We start from the raw sequence: 14,736 nt of genomic DNA, 5'->3' as shown, positions 1-14,736 counted from the left end.
AGCTCGGCATTACATCGAGCTTTCTTCCGCGACTTTCGCCCATGTTCCGAATCAGCGCGATACGCTTCTTTCCCGCACTGGAACCCGTTAAGCTTCGCGTCTCATTGTTTTTTGCCGCACGCAGCTTTCTTTTCGCCACGTCATTTATGTTCATTCCAACAGTATGAAAAAGTCTTTACTCGCAGTCGCTTTGTCCAGCATCTTCACGATGTCCGCGCATGCGCAAAGCAGCGTCACGCTTTACGGGCTCATCGACACGGGCCTCGTCTATACGAACAATCAACTCGGTCATGGCAACTGGCAACAAGTGACCGGTTCGACGCAGAACACGATATTCGGCCTCAAAGGCTCGGAAGATCTCGGCGGCGGTTTGCACGCGATTTTCAAACTCGAACAGGGTTTCCTGCTGAACAACGGCGCCCAGGCGTTCTCCGGCGACGGCTTCGGCTCCCAGGCATGGGTCGGCCTGCAAAGCGACCCGTACGGTACGTTGACGTTCGGCCGCCAGTTCGACGTGATGAACGACCTGGTAGGGCCGCTCACGGCGGAGTTCAATACGTGGGGCGGCAGCATGGCCGGCCATCCGTTCGAGAACGACAACCTGGCGGCGAACTCGGTCGTCATCAACAATTCGATCAAGTACGCGAGTCCGACTTACCGTGGCGTCACGTTCGAAACCATGTACTCGTTCAGCAACAAGGCCGGCGACTTCGCGAACAACCGCTCGTACGGTTTCGGCCTCTCGTATGCAATGGGTCCGGTGAATCTGGCCGCCGGCTACCTGCAATTCAATCATGCCGGCAACGGCAGCGGCGCGACAACCGCGAGCGACACGAGCGCGAACTTCCTCGCGCAACGGCAGCGCATCTGGTCGCTCGGCGGCAACTACACGTTCGGGCCGGCCACCATCGGGCTGGTCTGGAGCCATACGCAGATCGACAATACATCGGGCGTGTTCTCGTTCGGCACCGGCAGCTATCTGGGCGCGAACGACGCATCCGCCGGCAGCCTCGCCGGTTCGCTGCGCATGGACAACTACGAAGTGAACGCAAAATACGCCCTCACACCGGCGTTGACCGTGTCCGGCGACTACACGTACACGCGCGGCGCCTATAACGGCTCCTCGCCGGGTTGGAACAGTGCCATGCTGCAGACCGATTACGCGCTGAGCAAGCGTACGGACTTCTATCTGGAAGGCGTCTATCAGAACGTGCACGGCGCGCCAGCCGACTCCGTACTCTCGCACGCGATGATCAACACGCTGTCGCCGTCGTCGACGAACTCGCAAGTGGCGGTCACCGTCGGGATGCGTCACGCGTTCTAAGCGGCGGTTCACGCGCAAGCGGTGAAGACGGTTGCCGGGTTTCGGCCCGGCATCCGTTTTCATCGGATCACATTGAATGACATCGTTTCGGTTTTTCCGAATTGTCACTTCGCAATTAGCAGGTTTATTCGATTTGTCGAATCACGCAGACTGAGGTTCATCACCACGGCGGACACCGTCCGCGAAAGGAACCCGATCATGCGAACCTATCCCCGCAACAGTCCTCAAGCCGCAGCCCGTATCGTCGCGCTCGCCCTCACCGCCGACGGCCACGTCTGCAGTTCGGAGGAGCGTGTCCTCGACAAACTGGATATCGCCGGTCAACTCGGCCTCGCCCCGGCGCAATTCGCGCAGATCGTGCAGGCGATGTGTGAAGACCACTCCGGCGCGCAGACCTCGCTGGCGCCCACCGTCGGCCCGCTCGACGAGCCCATGCTCACCAAGCTGATCGCCGAAATCGACGACCCCAAGCTGCGTGCCAAGGTGCTCCGCCTGTGTATCGCCGTGACGATCGCCGACGACCACCTGGCGGACGGCGAAATCGCCTTGCTCGCCGCCATTCTCAACGCGTGGGGGCCGCAGCCCAACCCGCTGCTGAGCCGGCATGGCGCATTGCCGCGCGCTTACGAACGCGCGGCGGCCAGCACCTGAGAAGCGAGCGCATGATGTTGCCCGCGCCGCGAGCGGATCGCATGAATTTCTTCGACCACGCCTTCCGCGCGGCCGAGCCAGCGCACGCCGCGCAGCAACGTCAGGTCTTCCGCGCCCAGTTCCGCGAGCGGGAATACGCCGAGCCCGCGCGCCGCGAACACCGCCATCAGCGCGCTGTCCTCGAATTCGCCGACGATACGCGGCCGGATGCCGGCTGCCTCGAACCAGCGGTCGAGCCGTGCGCGCAACGCGGCGTGCCGGGTAGGCAGAAGTACGGGCACCTCCGCGAGACAGTTCGGAAAGCCCGCGCGCGTGGCTTTGCGAACGATTTCCGCGGGACCATACCAATCCACCGGTGAGCCGACGAGACGCTGGCTGAACACTCGCAGGTCGGTGTCGTGCGGCGCGGGCTGACACGCCAGCACGAGATCGAGCCGATGCAGCGCGAGCTCCGACAACAGCTGCGAATGCTCGCCCTCGTGACATAGCAACCTGAGCGACGGCGTTTCAAGCACCGGCGCGAGAAGCGCATGCGCCGCGAGCTTGGAAATGCCGTCGGAGAGGCCAACCGCGAGCCGCGCCACGCCCTCGCCGCCGGGTTCGCGCATCTCGTCGAGTAAGGCCTCGCCGATCTGGAAGATTTGTTCGGCGCGATTGAAGGCCGTTTCACCGGCCTCGGTCATCGTGACGCCGCGCCCGGCCGGTTTCAGCAACTGACGGCCGATCGATTTTTCCAGTTCGCGCACCTGCGCGCTGATCGTCTGGACGGCCATGTCGAGGTGTTCAGCCGCGCGCGCAAAGCCGCCCTCCTTCACGACGATCCAGAAATAGTAGAGGTGACGATAGTTGAGCATGTCGGAATCATTTCGAAAAAACCGATGTATCGATCAGCTTATCACTGATTTATCCGAACTTCGATAACGACGAAGATAGCGCTATCGCAACGGTTGATGCCTCTATTTTCTGACGACTCCCATGGACACCCTGCTCGTACTCTTTGCCGATCCCGCCGCATGGGCCGCGCTCCTCACGCTGGTCGTGATGGAAATCGTGCTCGGCATCGACAACCTCATCTTCATCTCGATCCTCAGCAACAAGCTACCCGAAGCGCAACGCGCCCGCACGCAGCGGATCGGCATCATGCTCGCACTCGTGTTGCGACTCGCCTTGCTCGGCACGGTGGCGTGGATCGCGCAATTGACCGCACCTGCGTTTGCAGTGTTCGGCCATGCGTTCTCGTGGCGCGATCTGATTCTGCTGGCCGGCGGCCTGTTCCTCGTCTGGAAGGCGACCGGTGAAATCCGGCACCACGTCACTCACAAGGACGAAGTCAGCGGCAAAGCAGGTTCGACGATCCAGTTGACCGCGGCGGCCGCGATCGGCCAGATCCTCGTGCTCGACATCGTGTTCTCGGTGGACAGCATCATCACCGCGGTCGGCATGACCGAGCACATGCCGATCATGTTTATCGCGGTGATTGCCGCGGTCATGGTGATGTTGTTCGCCGCACAGCCGCTGTCGCGCTTTATCGAGCGGAATCCGACCATCGTGATGCTGGCGCTCAGCTTCCTGCTGGTGATCGGTATGACGCTGATTGCCGAAGGTTTCGGCTCCCACGTGCCGAAGGCTTATATCTACGTGGCAATGGCGTTCTCCGCGTTCGTCGAAGCGATGAACATGATGGTGCGCCGGGCGAAATCGAAGCAGACCGCTAGCGGTAGCGAATCATCGACCGCGTGAGCCTGAGCGTTCTACGTTTTTGTACTCTTGAGGAGCGATACCATGAAATGCCCCGTTTGCAAGACCACCGACCTGCTCATGACCGAGCGCCGCTCGATCGAAATCGATTACTGCCCGGACTGCCGGGGTGTCTGGCTCGATCGCGGCGAACTCGACAAGCTGATTGCGCAGGACGACGCGAATCTCGATGCGCCCGCAACGGTACGCGCGGGCCGGGACGACTATCGCGAACGCGACAGAGACCATGCGTACGATCACCATCGTGGGCGCGACGAGCATCGTACGGGGTATCGAGGGGGATATAAGAAGAAACGTTCGATCTTTGACGTGTTCGATTTCGATTGAGCGTGGGGTTCTGGGTTGCGCGTTACGCCGCGCGACGCCGCACGCGCAATCAGCGTGCTTTGCCGCGAGCGCTCTTGCCCGCGCTCGCTACGCGAGGCGCGTCCTTACCCGAGGGCGCGCCGCCGTTCATCTGCTCCATCCACGACAACGCGTCGACATACGCCAGAAACTGCTTGAGATATCCCGGCGACAATTCGCGCATCAGCGAAAGCGAACGATGCACCAGACTGCTCGAATTGAGCGGTCCTGCATTGCCGGGGACCTGCTCCAACGACTGGCGCAACTGTTTCTCGGTCCGCACCTTCGACCAGATTTCCCTGAAGTGATCGAGCGCGGCCAGTTCCGGATACGACGCGGCGGCAGGCAGGCCATGCGCGACGACACGCTGCTCGCCTTCCGTCGGCGCGTGACGGACAATGTGCGCGGTCAAGCCCGCGAGCGCGCTTCGAGCGGGTTCATCCGCAGCCGCTACGGTCGTCGGCGTGGCGCTTTCGGCGGTTGAAGCTTCGGCTCGCTGCCAATCCGCCGCGTAGGCTTCGATCAGCGTCGCCAGCTTCGCGTCCAGAATATGCCGGGCCGCGCCGCTATGATTCGCCGCGCGACGTGCCAGCGCGTCGATGAAATGAAAGCGGATCGGGTCAAAGCGATCGGCCTGGCACTCACGCCAGGCGTCGAGCACGGCGCTTACCTCGCCTACCGCGTTCTTTGCGTCACTCACGCGTTTTCCCCGCCGCGTTCGCAGGCCCCGGCACTGGCGCGATTTCCACCCGCCGGTTCTTCGCCCGCCCCTGATCGTCCGCGTTCGAACCCACTGGCTGCTGCGAACCGAACGCGGCCGCGAACACCGAGGCCGCCGGCACGCCGTCGTCGATTAACGCTCGCGTCACCGTCAGCGCGCGCTGCGCCGACAGTTCCCAGTTGTCCGCAAAGCGACGATTCGCCTCGCGCACCTGCCGGTCGTCGGTGAAACCGCTCACCATCAGAATCTCGTCGCGGGCATGCAGATACGCCGTAAGCGGCGCGGCCAGACTCTTCAACAGTTCGCGGCCTTCGGGCTGCAACTGGTCGGAGTTCAGCGCGAACAACACATTGCCGCTAATGCCGATCCGCCCGTTGACCAGCGTCACGCGGCCCGCCGCCAGCGGTCCCGCGAGCGCCTGTTCGAGCGTCTTGCGGCGCTGCGTTTCCACCTGACGCTGTTTGACCTCCTGCTCCAGCTTGGTCGACAGTTCGAGTTGCACGCCGATGACGCCCACCAGGATCAGCACGAAGGCGCCCAGCAGCACGGACATCAAATCGCCGAAGGCCGGCCAGATCGGCGCGGTGGTCTCCACGCCACCGTCGATTTCCTCGCTCATGCGGCGTCAACTCCGGCCGAAGCCCGCTGCCCAGCGAGATGCTGCAGATCCTCGACGATCTGCTTCTGCGACATCACGCTCAGGTCGACGACTTCGCGCGCCTGCGCCACGTAATACGCCAACTGTTCGTCGCTGCGCGCAAGCGATTTATCGAGCGCGGCTTCGATTCGCTCCAGATGCGTCACCAGCTTGTCGTTCGATTCGCCGAACACCTTCACGGCGCCGCCGAACGCTTCGCCGAGGCTCGCCACTTCGACGGCACTCCCCGTCACCTGCGCGGCAATGTCGCCCAGTTTGCCGGTTTCGAATTCGACCTTGTCCGTGAAGCGCGTGCCGACCCGCTCCAGCAGATCCGCCGACGTCGCGACCAGCGCGTCGACGGCCGTACGCTGTTCGGTGGAGGCGTGATTCACGGCGTCGAGCAACGTCTCCAGCGTTTCCAGCAAACGCGCGCGCTCCTGCAACATCGCGGTATCGCGGACCATGCTGTCGGACAATTTCTGCCGCAATTCGGCGACGACTTCCGCCGCGGCCTTCGGCGCTTCCGACGCCGCCTGGACCAGTTGCCCGATCTCGGCGATCGTTGCGCTCGCATGCGTTTGCGTCTGCGCCGCGATGTCGCGCGCGGTCTGCTCCAACGTCGCGCAGATTTCCTGCTGACGGCTCGCCGTGCGCTCGCCGGCCTGTTCCCATTTCTCGCTCAACGCGACGGCCATCGAATCGAGTTTTTCCGTCCATGTGGCGAGGCGTTGCTGATCTTGCGCCGCCAGTTCCGTGCGCAGATTCGCGGCGGCTTTGGGGGCTTCGGCGGCGGCATCCACGAGACGCCCGATCTCGGCGATCGTTGCGCTCGCATGCATCTGCGTCTGCGCCGCGATATCGCGCGCGGTTTGCGCCAGCGTCGCGCAGATTTCCTGCTGACGGCTCGCGGTGCGTTCGCCCGTCTGCTCCCACTTCTCGTTCAACGCAGCGGTCATCGTACCGAGCTGTTCGGTCCACGCCGCCAGCCGTTGTTCGTCCCGCGCGCCCAGCGCCGTCTGCAGGTTCGCATGCGACTCGCCGACGTTGGCGAGCAACGACACCGAATGCTGCTCGAAACTCGCGGCGGCCGCCGCCAACGCCTGCCGGTTGTTGTCCGCAAGCGTCTCGCCGACGCGCTCCTGCCGTGACAACGCGTCGTTCCATGCCTGCGAAACGCCTTGCGCCGTGGCGTCCAGCCGCGCGGACACGCCGTCGAGCAAACCGGCCGAGCGTTGCTCGAACGTTTCCGTGAAACGATCGAGCGAAGCCCGCAGATGCTCCGTCAGTTCCTCGCTCGAACGCTGATGCCCGGCCAGCGCCTTGTTCCAGATATCGGCCACGTTCACGGCCGTCGCTTCGAAACCGTTCGACAAGCCGTCCAGTTGCCGCTGCACGGCGTGCGAAACGCTGTCGTGCAACGCGGTGGTCTCGCGCGCGAGACCGGCCATCGTCGCTTCCATCACCGGCTGCAACGCTGCGCCAGCCGCGCGCGTGCTGTCGGCAACACTCTCCTTCAACGATTGCTCGACGGACGCCGCCAGGCGCGTATAAGCGGCCTCGGCCTTGCCATGGAACGCCTCCTGACTAGCCACCTGACGCTCGTTCAGCGCGAGGCTCTGCTGTTCGATGGCCGACATCATCGACTGCAAGCGGTCGACCAATGCGGGCATCACGTCGGCTTGCCGTTGCAGAAGCCTGAAACTCTCGTCGCGCTGATGAGCCTGCGAATAGATGCGCAAGCTCGTGGCGATCTTCAGGTCGAGCGCTTGCGCCGCCTGCAACCGTTCGCGACGGCACAACGCGGCCAACAGCCCGAGCATCGCGGAGGTGGACACGCCCGCGATCGAGGTGCCGAATGCGAATCCCAAACCCTTGACTGGTGCGGCCAGCGAAGCGCGGATCGCCTGCAGATCGGTGGAGCTTTCCAGCGCCAGGCCGGTGCCGCGCAACGTCGCGACCATGCCGAGCAGCGTGCCGAGCATGCCCAGCAACACCAGCAGGCCGACCAGATACGGTGCGAGCGCGGGTCCGGGCAAGGCGACGCGTTCACCTTCGACGCGCAAACGCGCCGCGTTGCGCAAGCTCGGATGCAACGCGTCGAGCCAGGCGCCGAGGCTCGAAGGCGGTCCGGACAAATCCGCGACGGCACGCGTCAACGTGCCGGTCGCCTGGTTGTAACGATGCAGTTCGAGCGAGCCCGCCAGATAGCACACGCCGATCAACAGGGTAACGGCCAGCGCCAGCGGGTTCGAGCCGAGGTAACCCACGGCGATCCAGCACACGGCGGCCAGACCGGCCAGAAATACAACGAGGTCAATACGATATCTGGACATAGTGTCCCAGTTAGCTGGTGCGAAGAGCCGCGAGCAACCCTTCGACCGGTTGAAAACGAACGTCCAGTTCAGCAAGCAACACGCTCTGCATGTCCTTGCGGAACACGTCCAGCCATGCGCCGGGCGTGACCGCCACGGTGTCGTCCTCCGAGGCGGCGGCAGCGGCGAGTGCCGCCTGCTCCGCCGCGCGCAAGCGCTCGAAATGCCCGGCCAGCAGGCCGGGCACGCTGCCCAGCAGGTTCCGCTCGCGCTCGCCGAGTGCGCGCTCCATCACGGCGTCCAGCACCGCGAGCCGCGCCAGCGCGGGCGTTTTCGCGGCCAGCAGGCTGCGCAGGCGCACGCGTAGCGTGCCGACCGCGGTTTCCATCGACTGCTGCAACGCCTGGTAGCGCTGCCGGAACACCGCGTAGTCGGGCGCCGCGTCGGCCGGCGCGGGCTGCGACGGCATGTGGGCTTGCGCGTTTGGCGGCTGATGGATCTGCATGTGGGCCAATCCGCGCCGCTTGCTCGCGACAAGCACACTGTCGCTCGCCACGGACTTCGTCAGCGAAACCCGCACGCGCGCGCATTCGTCCTCTTCGGCGCGGCCGAACCTTCGCGCACCGGCCGGCACGGCGGGCGGTGCGCCGTTCAGCGCCGACGACAGCGCAATGGCGTCGGTCCAGCCGAGCCATTGGCTAAGCCGGTCCGAAAGCGATTGCCGGGATTCGGGGACATCGACATCCGCCAGACGAGCCAGCAGGCGAATGAGCGCCGGGCCGCTGAGAGCTGTGCGCTGGGGGGCTTGCAACATACCACCGGAGTCAAAAAAGTCAGCAGTTTACACGCTGCCGGGGTGGAAGCTGCCGCCGCGCGATTTAGCAGGCTCGCAAGAGACGTATTTCGCAGGACGCGGCGCGGCCGTGAAGCCCGCTCGAACGGGCCGCGCCGGCGGATGACCACGCAACTTTACTGGAGCGGAACGCTCGCGTCGAAGCGCAGGTTGGCGCGCATCCATTGCGCCATCGAGCAGACGGCGATCTGCTTTTGCGCGTTGAAGGTGCGCGCCTTTTGCCACGACACGCCCGCCCCTTCGGCGAACACCACGCGGTATTTGCGCAGCGAGTCGTCCGGCTCGGTCGCGAGTTCGCGCTTCAATTGCGGAACGCTCCATGCCACGCGCTGGGATTTCACGCCGCGCAGGGCGTCGATAGCGTCCGCGAGTTGGCCGTAGGTGACGGTGTCGCCTGCCACGTAGACGATTTCGTCCCTGATGCGCGGTTCGGTGAAAACGATCTCGGCGGTCAGCATGCCGATGTCGTCTGCGGTGGTGACGGTCACCGCGTTGTCCCAGCTGCCGAGCGCATGAACCGTGTTGCGTTCGAGGTCCACCACGCCGAAAGACGGCACAAAGAGGAAACTCGTGAACATGCCCGTCGACACGATCACCCATTCGGTATTCTGTTGCGCGCGCAACAGATCGCGTACGTCGAGTTGTTCGTCGAACAGATCCTGCGCGCTGCCCCGGCCGATCACGTCATAGTCGACGCCGAACTGCCACGGAAAATACCGTTGGATACCGGCGTCGAGCGCGGCACGCGCGAGCTTGAGCTGTACACCTCGACCGCCGACAAACCCGGTGCACGAAATCACGGTATCAAAGCGTCGGAACAAATCGGCAAGCGACGCCTCGGACAACGCGTTGAGGTCGCCCGGCACAAGTTCGACAGCCAGCGCGCGCAGTTCGGCGACGTCTTTCCGCCTGGCCGGATCGTTCGAATCGAGCGCCGACGGACGCAGCAGCGCGGCGACCGACACGCCCGGTTTCACAGCGGCGCGGCGCGCGAGACTGCGCAAGACGGCCATGCCGAGCTCACCGGCGCCGAGAACGAGAATGGATTGAGAATGCGACATGGTAGTGACCTTTTCCGACTGGCGATAAAGTGGACAAGCGAGGTTTGAAAACCGTGCGGGTGCGATCGTGATCCGCCGCTACCCGCGCGGTATTTCACGGGGTCTCAGGCAGGAGTCAGCCTGACGATCTGGAGTCTAGGGGCGCGGGGCATCGGCATTGTTCGCCGCGACGGAATTGACAACGCGTGAGTCCCGAACGCCCGGTTCGAGCGCGTACGGACGTAACGCCGGTCAAACGCAACGCGCGGGGGTATCGCTGTAAGATGATTCCCGCTTCAACGCGCCCATGGACGGCGCGACACGAACCGCACAGGTATCCGGCTCATGGACAAACTTCAAGCGATGACAACGTTTGTGCGCATTGTCGAGGCTCAAAGCTTCAGCAAGGCCGCCGAAACGCTCGCGCTGCCCCGTTCGTCGGTCACGACCATCATCAAGCAATTGGAGCGCGAACTAGGCGCCGCACTACTTCGCCGTAGCACCCGAACGCTCAGTCTGACCGACGCGGGTGAGCGCTATTACGCGTCATGCCGCGCAATCCTCGCGGAAATCGTACGCGCGGAAAACGAACTGTCGACCGACACCGCAGCCCCGCGCGGACGCGTGCGGGCGGACATGCCGGGCGTGATCGGCCGCGGCCTGGTGTTGCCGCGGCTCAAGGATTTCGAGCAGCGTTTTCCCGGTATCGAACTCGTGCTCGGTCTGAGCGACCGCCCCGCGGACCTGATCTACGACGGCATCGACTGCGTGATCCGCACCGGCGCGCTGGCGGATTCGACGCTGACCGGCCGTCGCATCGGCCAGTTGAACTGGATCACCTGCGCGTCGCCGCGCTATCTGAAGGCACACGGCGAACCCGATACCGTGGCGGCGCTGGCCGATCACCGGGCGGTCAACTACATCTCGAACGCGACCGGCCGACCGCTCGACTGGCGCTTCCACGTGCGGGGGGAGCCGCTCACGCTGAGCATGCCGAGCCGCTTCGCCGTCAACGAAACCGAAGCCTATCTGCAATGCGGTCTCGAAGGATTGGGGTTGATCCAGCTGTCGGAGTTCGTCGCGTTGCCGTATCTTCAATCGGGCCGTCTGAAGGAAGTGCTGGCCGACGCGAGAAGCTCACCGGTGCCCGTCTCCATCGTCTATCCGGATGGCCGCAATGCGAGCGGCGCGACGCGGGCGTTCGTGGAGTGGATCGTGGAATTATTCGCACACAGTGACTTCAGGCAGGGCCAATGAACCGTATTCCATTCGACACCGTGGTACTCGGCGCGGGTATCGTCGGCGTGTGCGCCGCCGTGCATCTGCAGAAGCGCGGCCGCCAGGTCGCCCTGGTCGACCGCAAGCTGCCGGGCAATGAGACGTCGTTCGGCAACGCCGGCTTGATCCAGCGCGAAGGTGTCTATCCGTATGCGTTTCCGCGCGACCTGGAGACCTGGCTTCGCTATGCGCGCAACCAGTCACCGGATGTTCGTTACCATGCCGCCGCCCTGTTCAAAATGGCGCCATTCCTATGGCAATACTGGCGCAATTCCCACCCCGCCACGCACGCGGCGATCGCGAAGTCGTATTCGACGCTGATCGAGCGCAGTGTGAGCGAGCACCGCGCGCTGGCCGACGCGGCCGGCGCAAGTGCGCTCTTGCGCCCGACCGGCTGGATGAAGGTGTTTCGCAGCGCGGCGGCTCACGACAAGGAAATCCACGTCGCCGAACGCTGGAAAGCGGAGTACGGTGTCGAGTTCGACGCGCTCGACGCCGTTCGTCTGCAGCAGATGGAACCCGATCTCGACGAGACCTTGCTCGGCGCGGTGCGCTATCCGCAGTCCGATTCGGTGAGCGATCCGCATGCGCTCGTCACCGCCTACGCGAAGTATTTCGAAGCGCTGGGCGGCCGCTTTTTTATCGGCGATGCGGACACGCTTCGCGAAGCTTGGGAAGTCGATACGCAGGATGGAACGATCGCCGCGCGATCGGCGGTCGTCGCGTTGGGACCGTGGTCGGATCGACTGACCACGCGACTGGGTTATCGCTTGCCGCTCGCCGTCAAACGCGGATATCACATGCACTACGCGCCGCAAGGCGCGGCCCGTTTGAACCATCCGGTGCTGGACGCCGAAACCGGCTACGTGCTCGCGCCGATGGCGCGCGGCATCCGCCTGACCACCGGCGCGGAAATCGCCTTGTGCGATGCGCCCAAAACGCCGGCGCAACTCGCCGCGGTCGAACCGGTTGCACGCAAACTGTTCCCGCTCGGCGAGCGTCTGGACGACGAACCGTGGATGGGACGCCGTCCCTGCACCCCCGACATGATGCCGATCATCGGGCCCGCGAGAAATCATCGGGACTTGTGGCTCGCGTTGGGTCACGCACATCACGGGTTGACGCTTGGCCCGATCACGGGTCGCCTGATTGCCGAAATGATGACGGGCGAGGAGACGGCGGTCGATCCGCGACCGTTCAGGGCCGAGCGGTTCTAGATTCCCGCCTAGAAGTGGCCACGTGGTAGCGCCTCGGCCACGTTGAAACGCGAGGCGGGCGGCAAAAAATCACACCAGACATTTAGACGACCAGACGTCGCCATGCGCCTCATCGAGCGCATCGAATCCCGCTCTTCCTCGCTCAAATTCCGCCATCTTCGAATAAGTACGCCTGCACCAAGTCCCCACTTCCCCGCCTCCCCGCACGTTTTTCGTTGAGAACGCTTCTCAATTACAACCGCATTGCATAGAATGCGTGCCGCAAACACTTTGTAATAAACATGGAATGACCGGGTAAGGTTGATGGAACAGCCACCCTGGTCGCCAGCACTCGACGGGGAAGAAAATGAAGTTGCGGTCCGACGAACCGAAGCTCGGGAAACTCAGCACGACACTCTGCGGCATGCTGGCCGCTGGCCCTGCTCTGGCACAGGGCACCGCCGGCACAGCGCCACCCGACAAGGAAGGTCAACTTGCGCCGATCACCGTGCAGGGTCAGGCGGACCACGGCTTCAAGACCGATCGCTCGGCGTCGGACAAATTCACCGCGCCGCTCGTCGACACGCCGAAGTCGGTGACCGTGATTCCGCAGGAACTGATCAGGAGCACCGGCGCCGCGACGCTGACTGAAGCGCTGCGCACCGTGCCGGGCATCACGTTCGGCGCCGGCGAAGGTGGCAATCCGCTCGGCGACCGGCCGTTCATTCGCGGCTACGACGCCTAGGGCAGCACGTTCATCGACGGCATGCGCGACGTCGGCGCGACCACCCACGAGGTGTTCGACATCGAGAGCGTCGAAGTCACCAAGGGTTCGGACGGCGCCTACGGCGGCCGTGGCGGCGCGGGCGGCAGTATCAACCTGATCAGCAAGGCGCCGCATCTGGGCAATTCCGCCGACGGCAGCGCGGGCCTCGGCACCGACCGCTACCGCCGCTTCACCGCCGACGGCAACTGGCAAATGGCCGATCATGCGGCCTTCCGCCTGAACGTGATGAGCCACAACAACGACGTGCCCGGCCGCGACGCCGTCAATAACGAGCGCTGGGGCATCGCGCCGTCGTTCACCTACGGGCTCGGCACGCCGACCCGCATCACCGCGAGTTACTACCACCTCACCACCGACGATCTGCCGGACAGCGGCATTCCGTATTTCTATACGACCACCAACAGGCCGGCCAACGTCGGCACGATCTATCCGGCCAATGTGGACCGTCACAACTTCTACGGCCTGATCGACCGCGATTTCCGCAAGACGACCTCGGACATCGGCACGGTGCGCGTCGAGCACGACATCAACGGCAATCTGACGATCCGCAACACCACGCGCTACACGAAGGCAACTCAGGACTACATCTGGACCCAGCCCGACGACAGCCAGGGCAACGTGGTGAACGGCATGGTCTGGCGCCGTGCGAACACGCGGGCCAGCGACGTCTACAGCCTCGCGAACCAAACCGAATTGTTCGGCGAGTTCAAGACCGGTTTTCTCAAGCACAGTTTCACCACCGGGCTTGAAGTGTCGCGCGAAACCAGTGTGAACGACTCATACACGGTGGCCGCGGCGACCGGCGCGATCTGCAAAACCAAGGGTATCGGCGCGGCCTCGGGCTATAACTGCACGAGCCTGTGGTCGCCGAATCCGAACGACCCGTGGGCCGGTTCGGTGCGTCAGACCAACGACCCGAGCGAACAGCGCACCGTCACCAAATCGGTGTATGCGTTCGACACGATCGAGTTGTCGAAGCGCTGGCAGGCGAACGTCGGCCTGCGCGTCGACGATTACTCGACCGATCTGCGCAACACGATGGCCAATGGCGGCAATCGCGTCTCACGCGACGACACGCTGTTCAACTACCAGTTCGGCCTCGTCTTCAAACCGGCCTCGAACGGCAGCATCTATGCGTCGATCGCGACCTCCTCGACGCCGGCGGGTGCCCTGCTCGGCCAGGGCAGTGAAACGCAATCGTTGACGCCGGGCCGCGGCGGCGTGGGCGCAAACGCCGCCGATCTCGCACCGGAAAAGAACCGCAGCATCGAACTCGGCACCAAGTGGAACGTGCTGAACAACAAGCTCTCGCTGACCGGCGCGCTGTTCCAGATCGACACGACCAATGCGCGCGTCACGCTGCCGAACAACGCCTACGCGATGGTGGGCAACAAGCGCGTACAAGGTTTCGAATTCGGCCTGGCCGGCCAATTGACGAACAGGTGGCAGGTGTTCGGCGGCTACACGTACATGAAGAGCGAGTTGCGCGACAACGGCAAGACCACGTCGGACAACGGCCATCAATTCCCGAATACGCCGAAGAACAGCATCAGTTTGTGGACCAGCTACGACGTACTGCCGAAGTTCACGATCGGCGGCGGCGCGTTCTATATGTCGCAGGTTTACGGCGACACGGCGAACCTGCGCGCGGTGCCGTCTTACTGGCGCTTCGATGGCGTGGCGACGTACCGGATCAACAAGAAGGTCGATCTGCAACTGAACGTGCAGAACATCTTCAACCGGACGTATTACGACCAGGCGTATCCGGCGCATTACGCGTCGATCGCCGCCGGGCGTTCGGCCTTCCTGACGCTCAACGCGCATTACTAAG

Annotated in this window: 12 protein-coding genes and 1 pseudogene; 7 read left to right on the top strand and 6 right to left on the bottom strand. The window is 63.8% G+C overall.

Annotation, left to right across the window (positions count from 1 at the left end; translation table 11 throughout):
- Positions 1-163 precede the first annotated feature (163 nt).
- Both B0G83_RS02960 and B0G83_RS02955 read left to right on the top strand, forming a co-directional pair.
- Positions 164-1,324 (top strand): porin, encoded by a 1,161-nt coding sequence (locus B0G83_RS02960; protein WP_105505909.1) that lies wholly within the window; start codon positions 164-166, stop codon positions 1,322-1,324.
- A 198-nt stretch (positions 1,325-1,522) separates the two neighbouring features.
- On the top strand, positions 1,523-1,975 hold the full coding sequence (locus B0G83_RS02955; RefSeq protein WP_105505908.1) for a TerB family tellurite resistance protein: 453 nt from the start codon (positions 1,523-1,525) through the stop codon (positions 1,973-1,975).
- On the opposite strand, the gene B0G83_RS02950 is transcribed toward B0G83_RS02955, so the two are convergent.
- The gene (locus B0G83_RS02950; RefSeq protein WP_105505907.1) at positions 1,948-2,829 is read right to left on the bottom strand and encodes a LysR family transcriptional regulator; all 882 of its coding nucleotides are present in this window, start codon (positions 2,827-2,829) and stop codon (positions 1,948-1,950) included. The genes B0G83_RS02955 and B0G83_RS02950 overlap by 28 nt on opposite strands.
- 121 nt (positions 2,830-2,950) lie before the next feature.
- Here B0G83_RS02950 and B0G83_RS02945 point away from each other — a divergent pair, with 121 nt between their 5' ends.
- On the top strand, positions 2,951-3,715 hold the full coding sequence (locus tag B0G83_RS02945) for a TerC family protein (RefSeq protein ID WP_105505906.1): 765 nt from the start codon (positions 2,951-2,953) through the stop codon (positions 3,713-3,715).
- A gap of 42 nt (positions 3,716-3,757) precedes the next feature.
- On the top strand, positions 3,758-4,060 hold the full coding sequence (locus B0G83_RS02940) for a zf-TFIIB domain-containing protein (RefSeq protein ID WP_105505905.1): 303 nt from the start codon (positions 3,758-3,760) through the stop codon (positions 4,058-4,060).
- Between the two features lie 49 nt (positions 4,061-4,109).
- Here B0G83_RS02940 and B0G83_RS02935 read toward each other — a convergent pair whose 3' ends face one another.
- The 5 genes from B0G83_RS02935 to B0G83_RS02915 all read right to left on the bottom strand — a co-directional run bounded on the left by B0G83_RS02935 (position 4,110) and on the right by B0G83_RS02915 (position 9,665).
- Positions 4,110-4,778 carry a DUF2894 domain-containing protein gene (locus B0G83_RS02935; RefSeq protein WP_105505904.1) on the bottom strand — a complete coding sequence of 223 codons (669 nt, stop codon included), beginning with the start codon at positions 4,776-4,778 and terminating at the stop codon, positions 4,110-4,112.
- Positions 4,771-5,418, bottom strand: coding sequence for an OmpA family protein (locus B0G83_RS02930; RefSeq protein WP_105505903.1), 648 nt, complete (start codon positions 5,416-5,418; stop codon positions 4,771-4,773). The genes B0G83_RS02935 and B0G83_RS02930 overlap by 8 nt, the downstream gene beginning before the upstream one ends.
- Positions 5,415-7,772, bottom strand: a complete 2,358-nt coding sequence (locus tag B0G83_RS02925; protein WP_105505902.1) for a DUF802 domain-containing protein — start codon at positions 7,770-7,772, stop codon at positions 5,415-5,417. Before B0G83_RS02925 ends, B0G83_RS02930 begins: the two co-directional genes overlap by 4 nt.
- A gap of 10 nt (positions 7,773-7,782) precedes the next feature.
- Positions 7,783-8,565, bottom strand: coding sequence for a DUF3348 domain-containing protein (locus B0G83_RS02920; protein ID WP_105505901.1), 783 nt, complete (start codon positions 8,563-8,565; stop codon positions 7,783-7,785).
- A gap of 155 nt (positions 8,566-8,720) precedes the next feature.
- Positions 8,721-9,665: an aromatic alcohol reductase gene (locus B0G83_RS02915; protein ID WP_105505900.1), complete on the bottom strand. Its 945-nt coding sequence runs from the start codon at positions 9,663-9,665 to the stop codon at positions 8,721-8,723.
- Between the two features lie 324 nt (positions 9,666-9,989).
- Here B0G83_RS02915 and B0G83_RS02910 point away from each other — a divergent pair, with 324 nt between their 5' ends.
- The 3 genes and pseudogenes from B0G83_RS02910 (at position 9,990) to B0G83_RS02900 (ending at position 14,735) form a co-directional block, all read left to right on the top strand.
- Positions 9,990-10,901, top strand: a complete 912-nt coding sequence (locus B0G83_RS02910; protein ID WP_105505899.1) for a LysR family transcriptional regulator — start codon at positions 9,990-9,992, stop codon at positions 10,899-10,901.
- Between the two features lie 5 nt (positions 10,902-10,906).
- Positions 10,907-12,139, top strand: a complete 1,233-nt coding sequence (locus tag B0G83_RS02905) for an FAD-binding oxidoreductase (protein WP_105506561.1) — start codon at positions 10,907-10,909, stop codon at positions 12,137-12,139.
- A gap of 346 nt (positions 12,140-12,485) precedes the next feature.
- Positions 12,486-14,735 (top strand): annotated as a pseudogene (locus tag B0G83_RS02900) (TonB-dependent receptor).
- The last annotated feature ends 1 nt before the right edge of the window (position 14,736 follow it).

This window comes from Paraburkholderia sp. BL21I4N1, from assembly GCF_002973525.1.
In the GTDB taxonomy this organism is placed as follows: Bacteria; Pseudomonadota; Gammaproteobacteria; order Burkholderiales; family Burkholderiaceae; genus Paraburkholderia.
This window is presented reverse-complemented; position numbering and strand designations above follow the sequence as displayed.

What these genes read in the sequence shown, in the direction of transcription:
- B0G83_RS02925 (WP_105505902.1), bottom strand. Translation starts at nt 7,772, where the DNA reads ATGTCCAGATATCGTATTGACCTCGTTGTATTTCTGGCCGGTCTGGCC.
- B0G83_RS02915 (WP_105505900.1), bottom strand. Translation starts at nt 9,665, where the DNA reads ATGTCGCATTCTCAATCCATTCTCGTTCTCGGCGCCGGTGAGCTCGGC.
- B0G83_RS02930 (WP_105505903.1), bottom strand. Translation starts at nt 5,418, where the DNA reads ATGAGCGAGGAAATCGACGGTGGCGTGGAGACCACCGCGCCGATCTGG.
- B0G83_RS02960 (WP_105505909.1), top strand. Translation starts at nt 164, where the DNA reads ATGAAAAAGTCTTTACTCGCAGTCGCTTTGTCCAGCATCTTCACGATG.
- B0G83_RS02955 (WP_105505908.1), top strand. Translation starts at nt 1,523, where the DNA reads ATGCGAACCTATCCCCGCAACAGTCCTCAAGCCGCAGCCCGTATCGTC.
- B0G83_RS02920 (WP_105505901.1), bottom strand. Translation starts at nt 8,565, where the DNA reads ATGTTGCAAGCCCCCCAGCGCACAGCTCTCAGCGGCCCGGCGCTCATT.
- B0G83_RS02940 (WP_105505905.1), top strand. Translation starts at nt 3,758, where the DNA reads ATGAAATGCCCCGTTTGCAAGACCACCGACCTGCTCATGACCGAGCGC.
- B0G83_RS02950 (WP_105505907.1), bottom strand. Translation starts at nt 2,829, where the DNA reads ATGCTCAACTATCGTCACCTCTACTATTTCTGGATCGTCGTGAAGGAG.
- B0G83_RS02910 (WP_105505899.1), top strand. Translation starts at nt 9,990, where the DNA reads ATGGACAAACTTCAAGCGATGACAACGTTTGTGCGCATTGTCGAGGCT.
- B0G83_RS02945 (WP_105505906.1), top strand. Translation starts at nt 2,951, where the DNA reads ATGGACACCCTGCTCGTACTCTTTGCCGATCCCGCCGCATGGGCCGCG.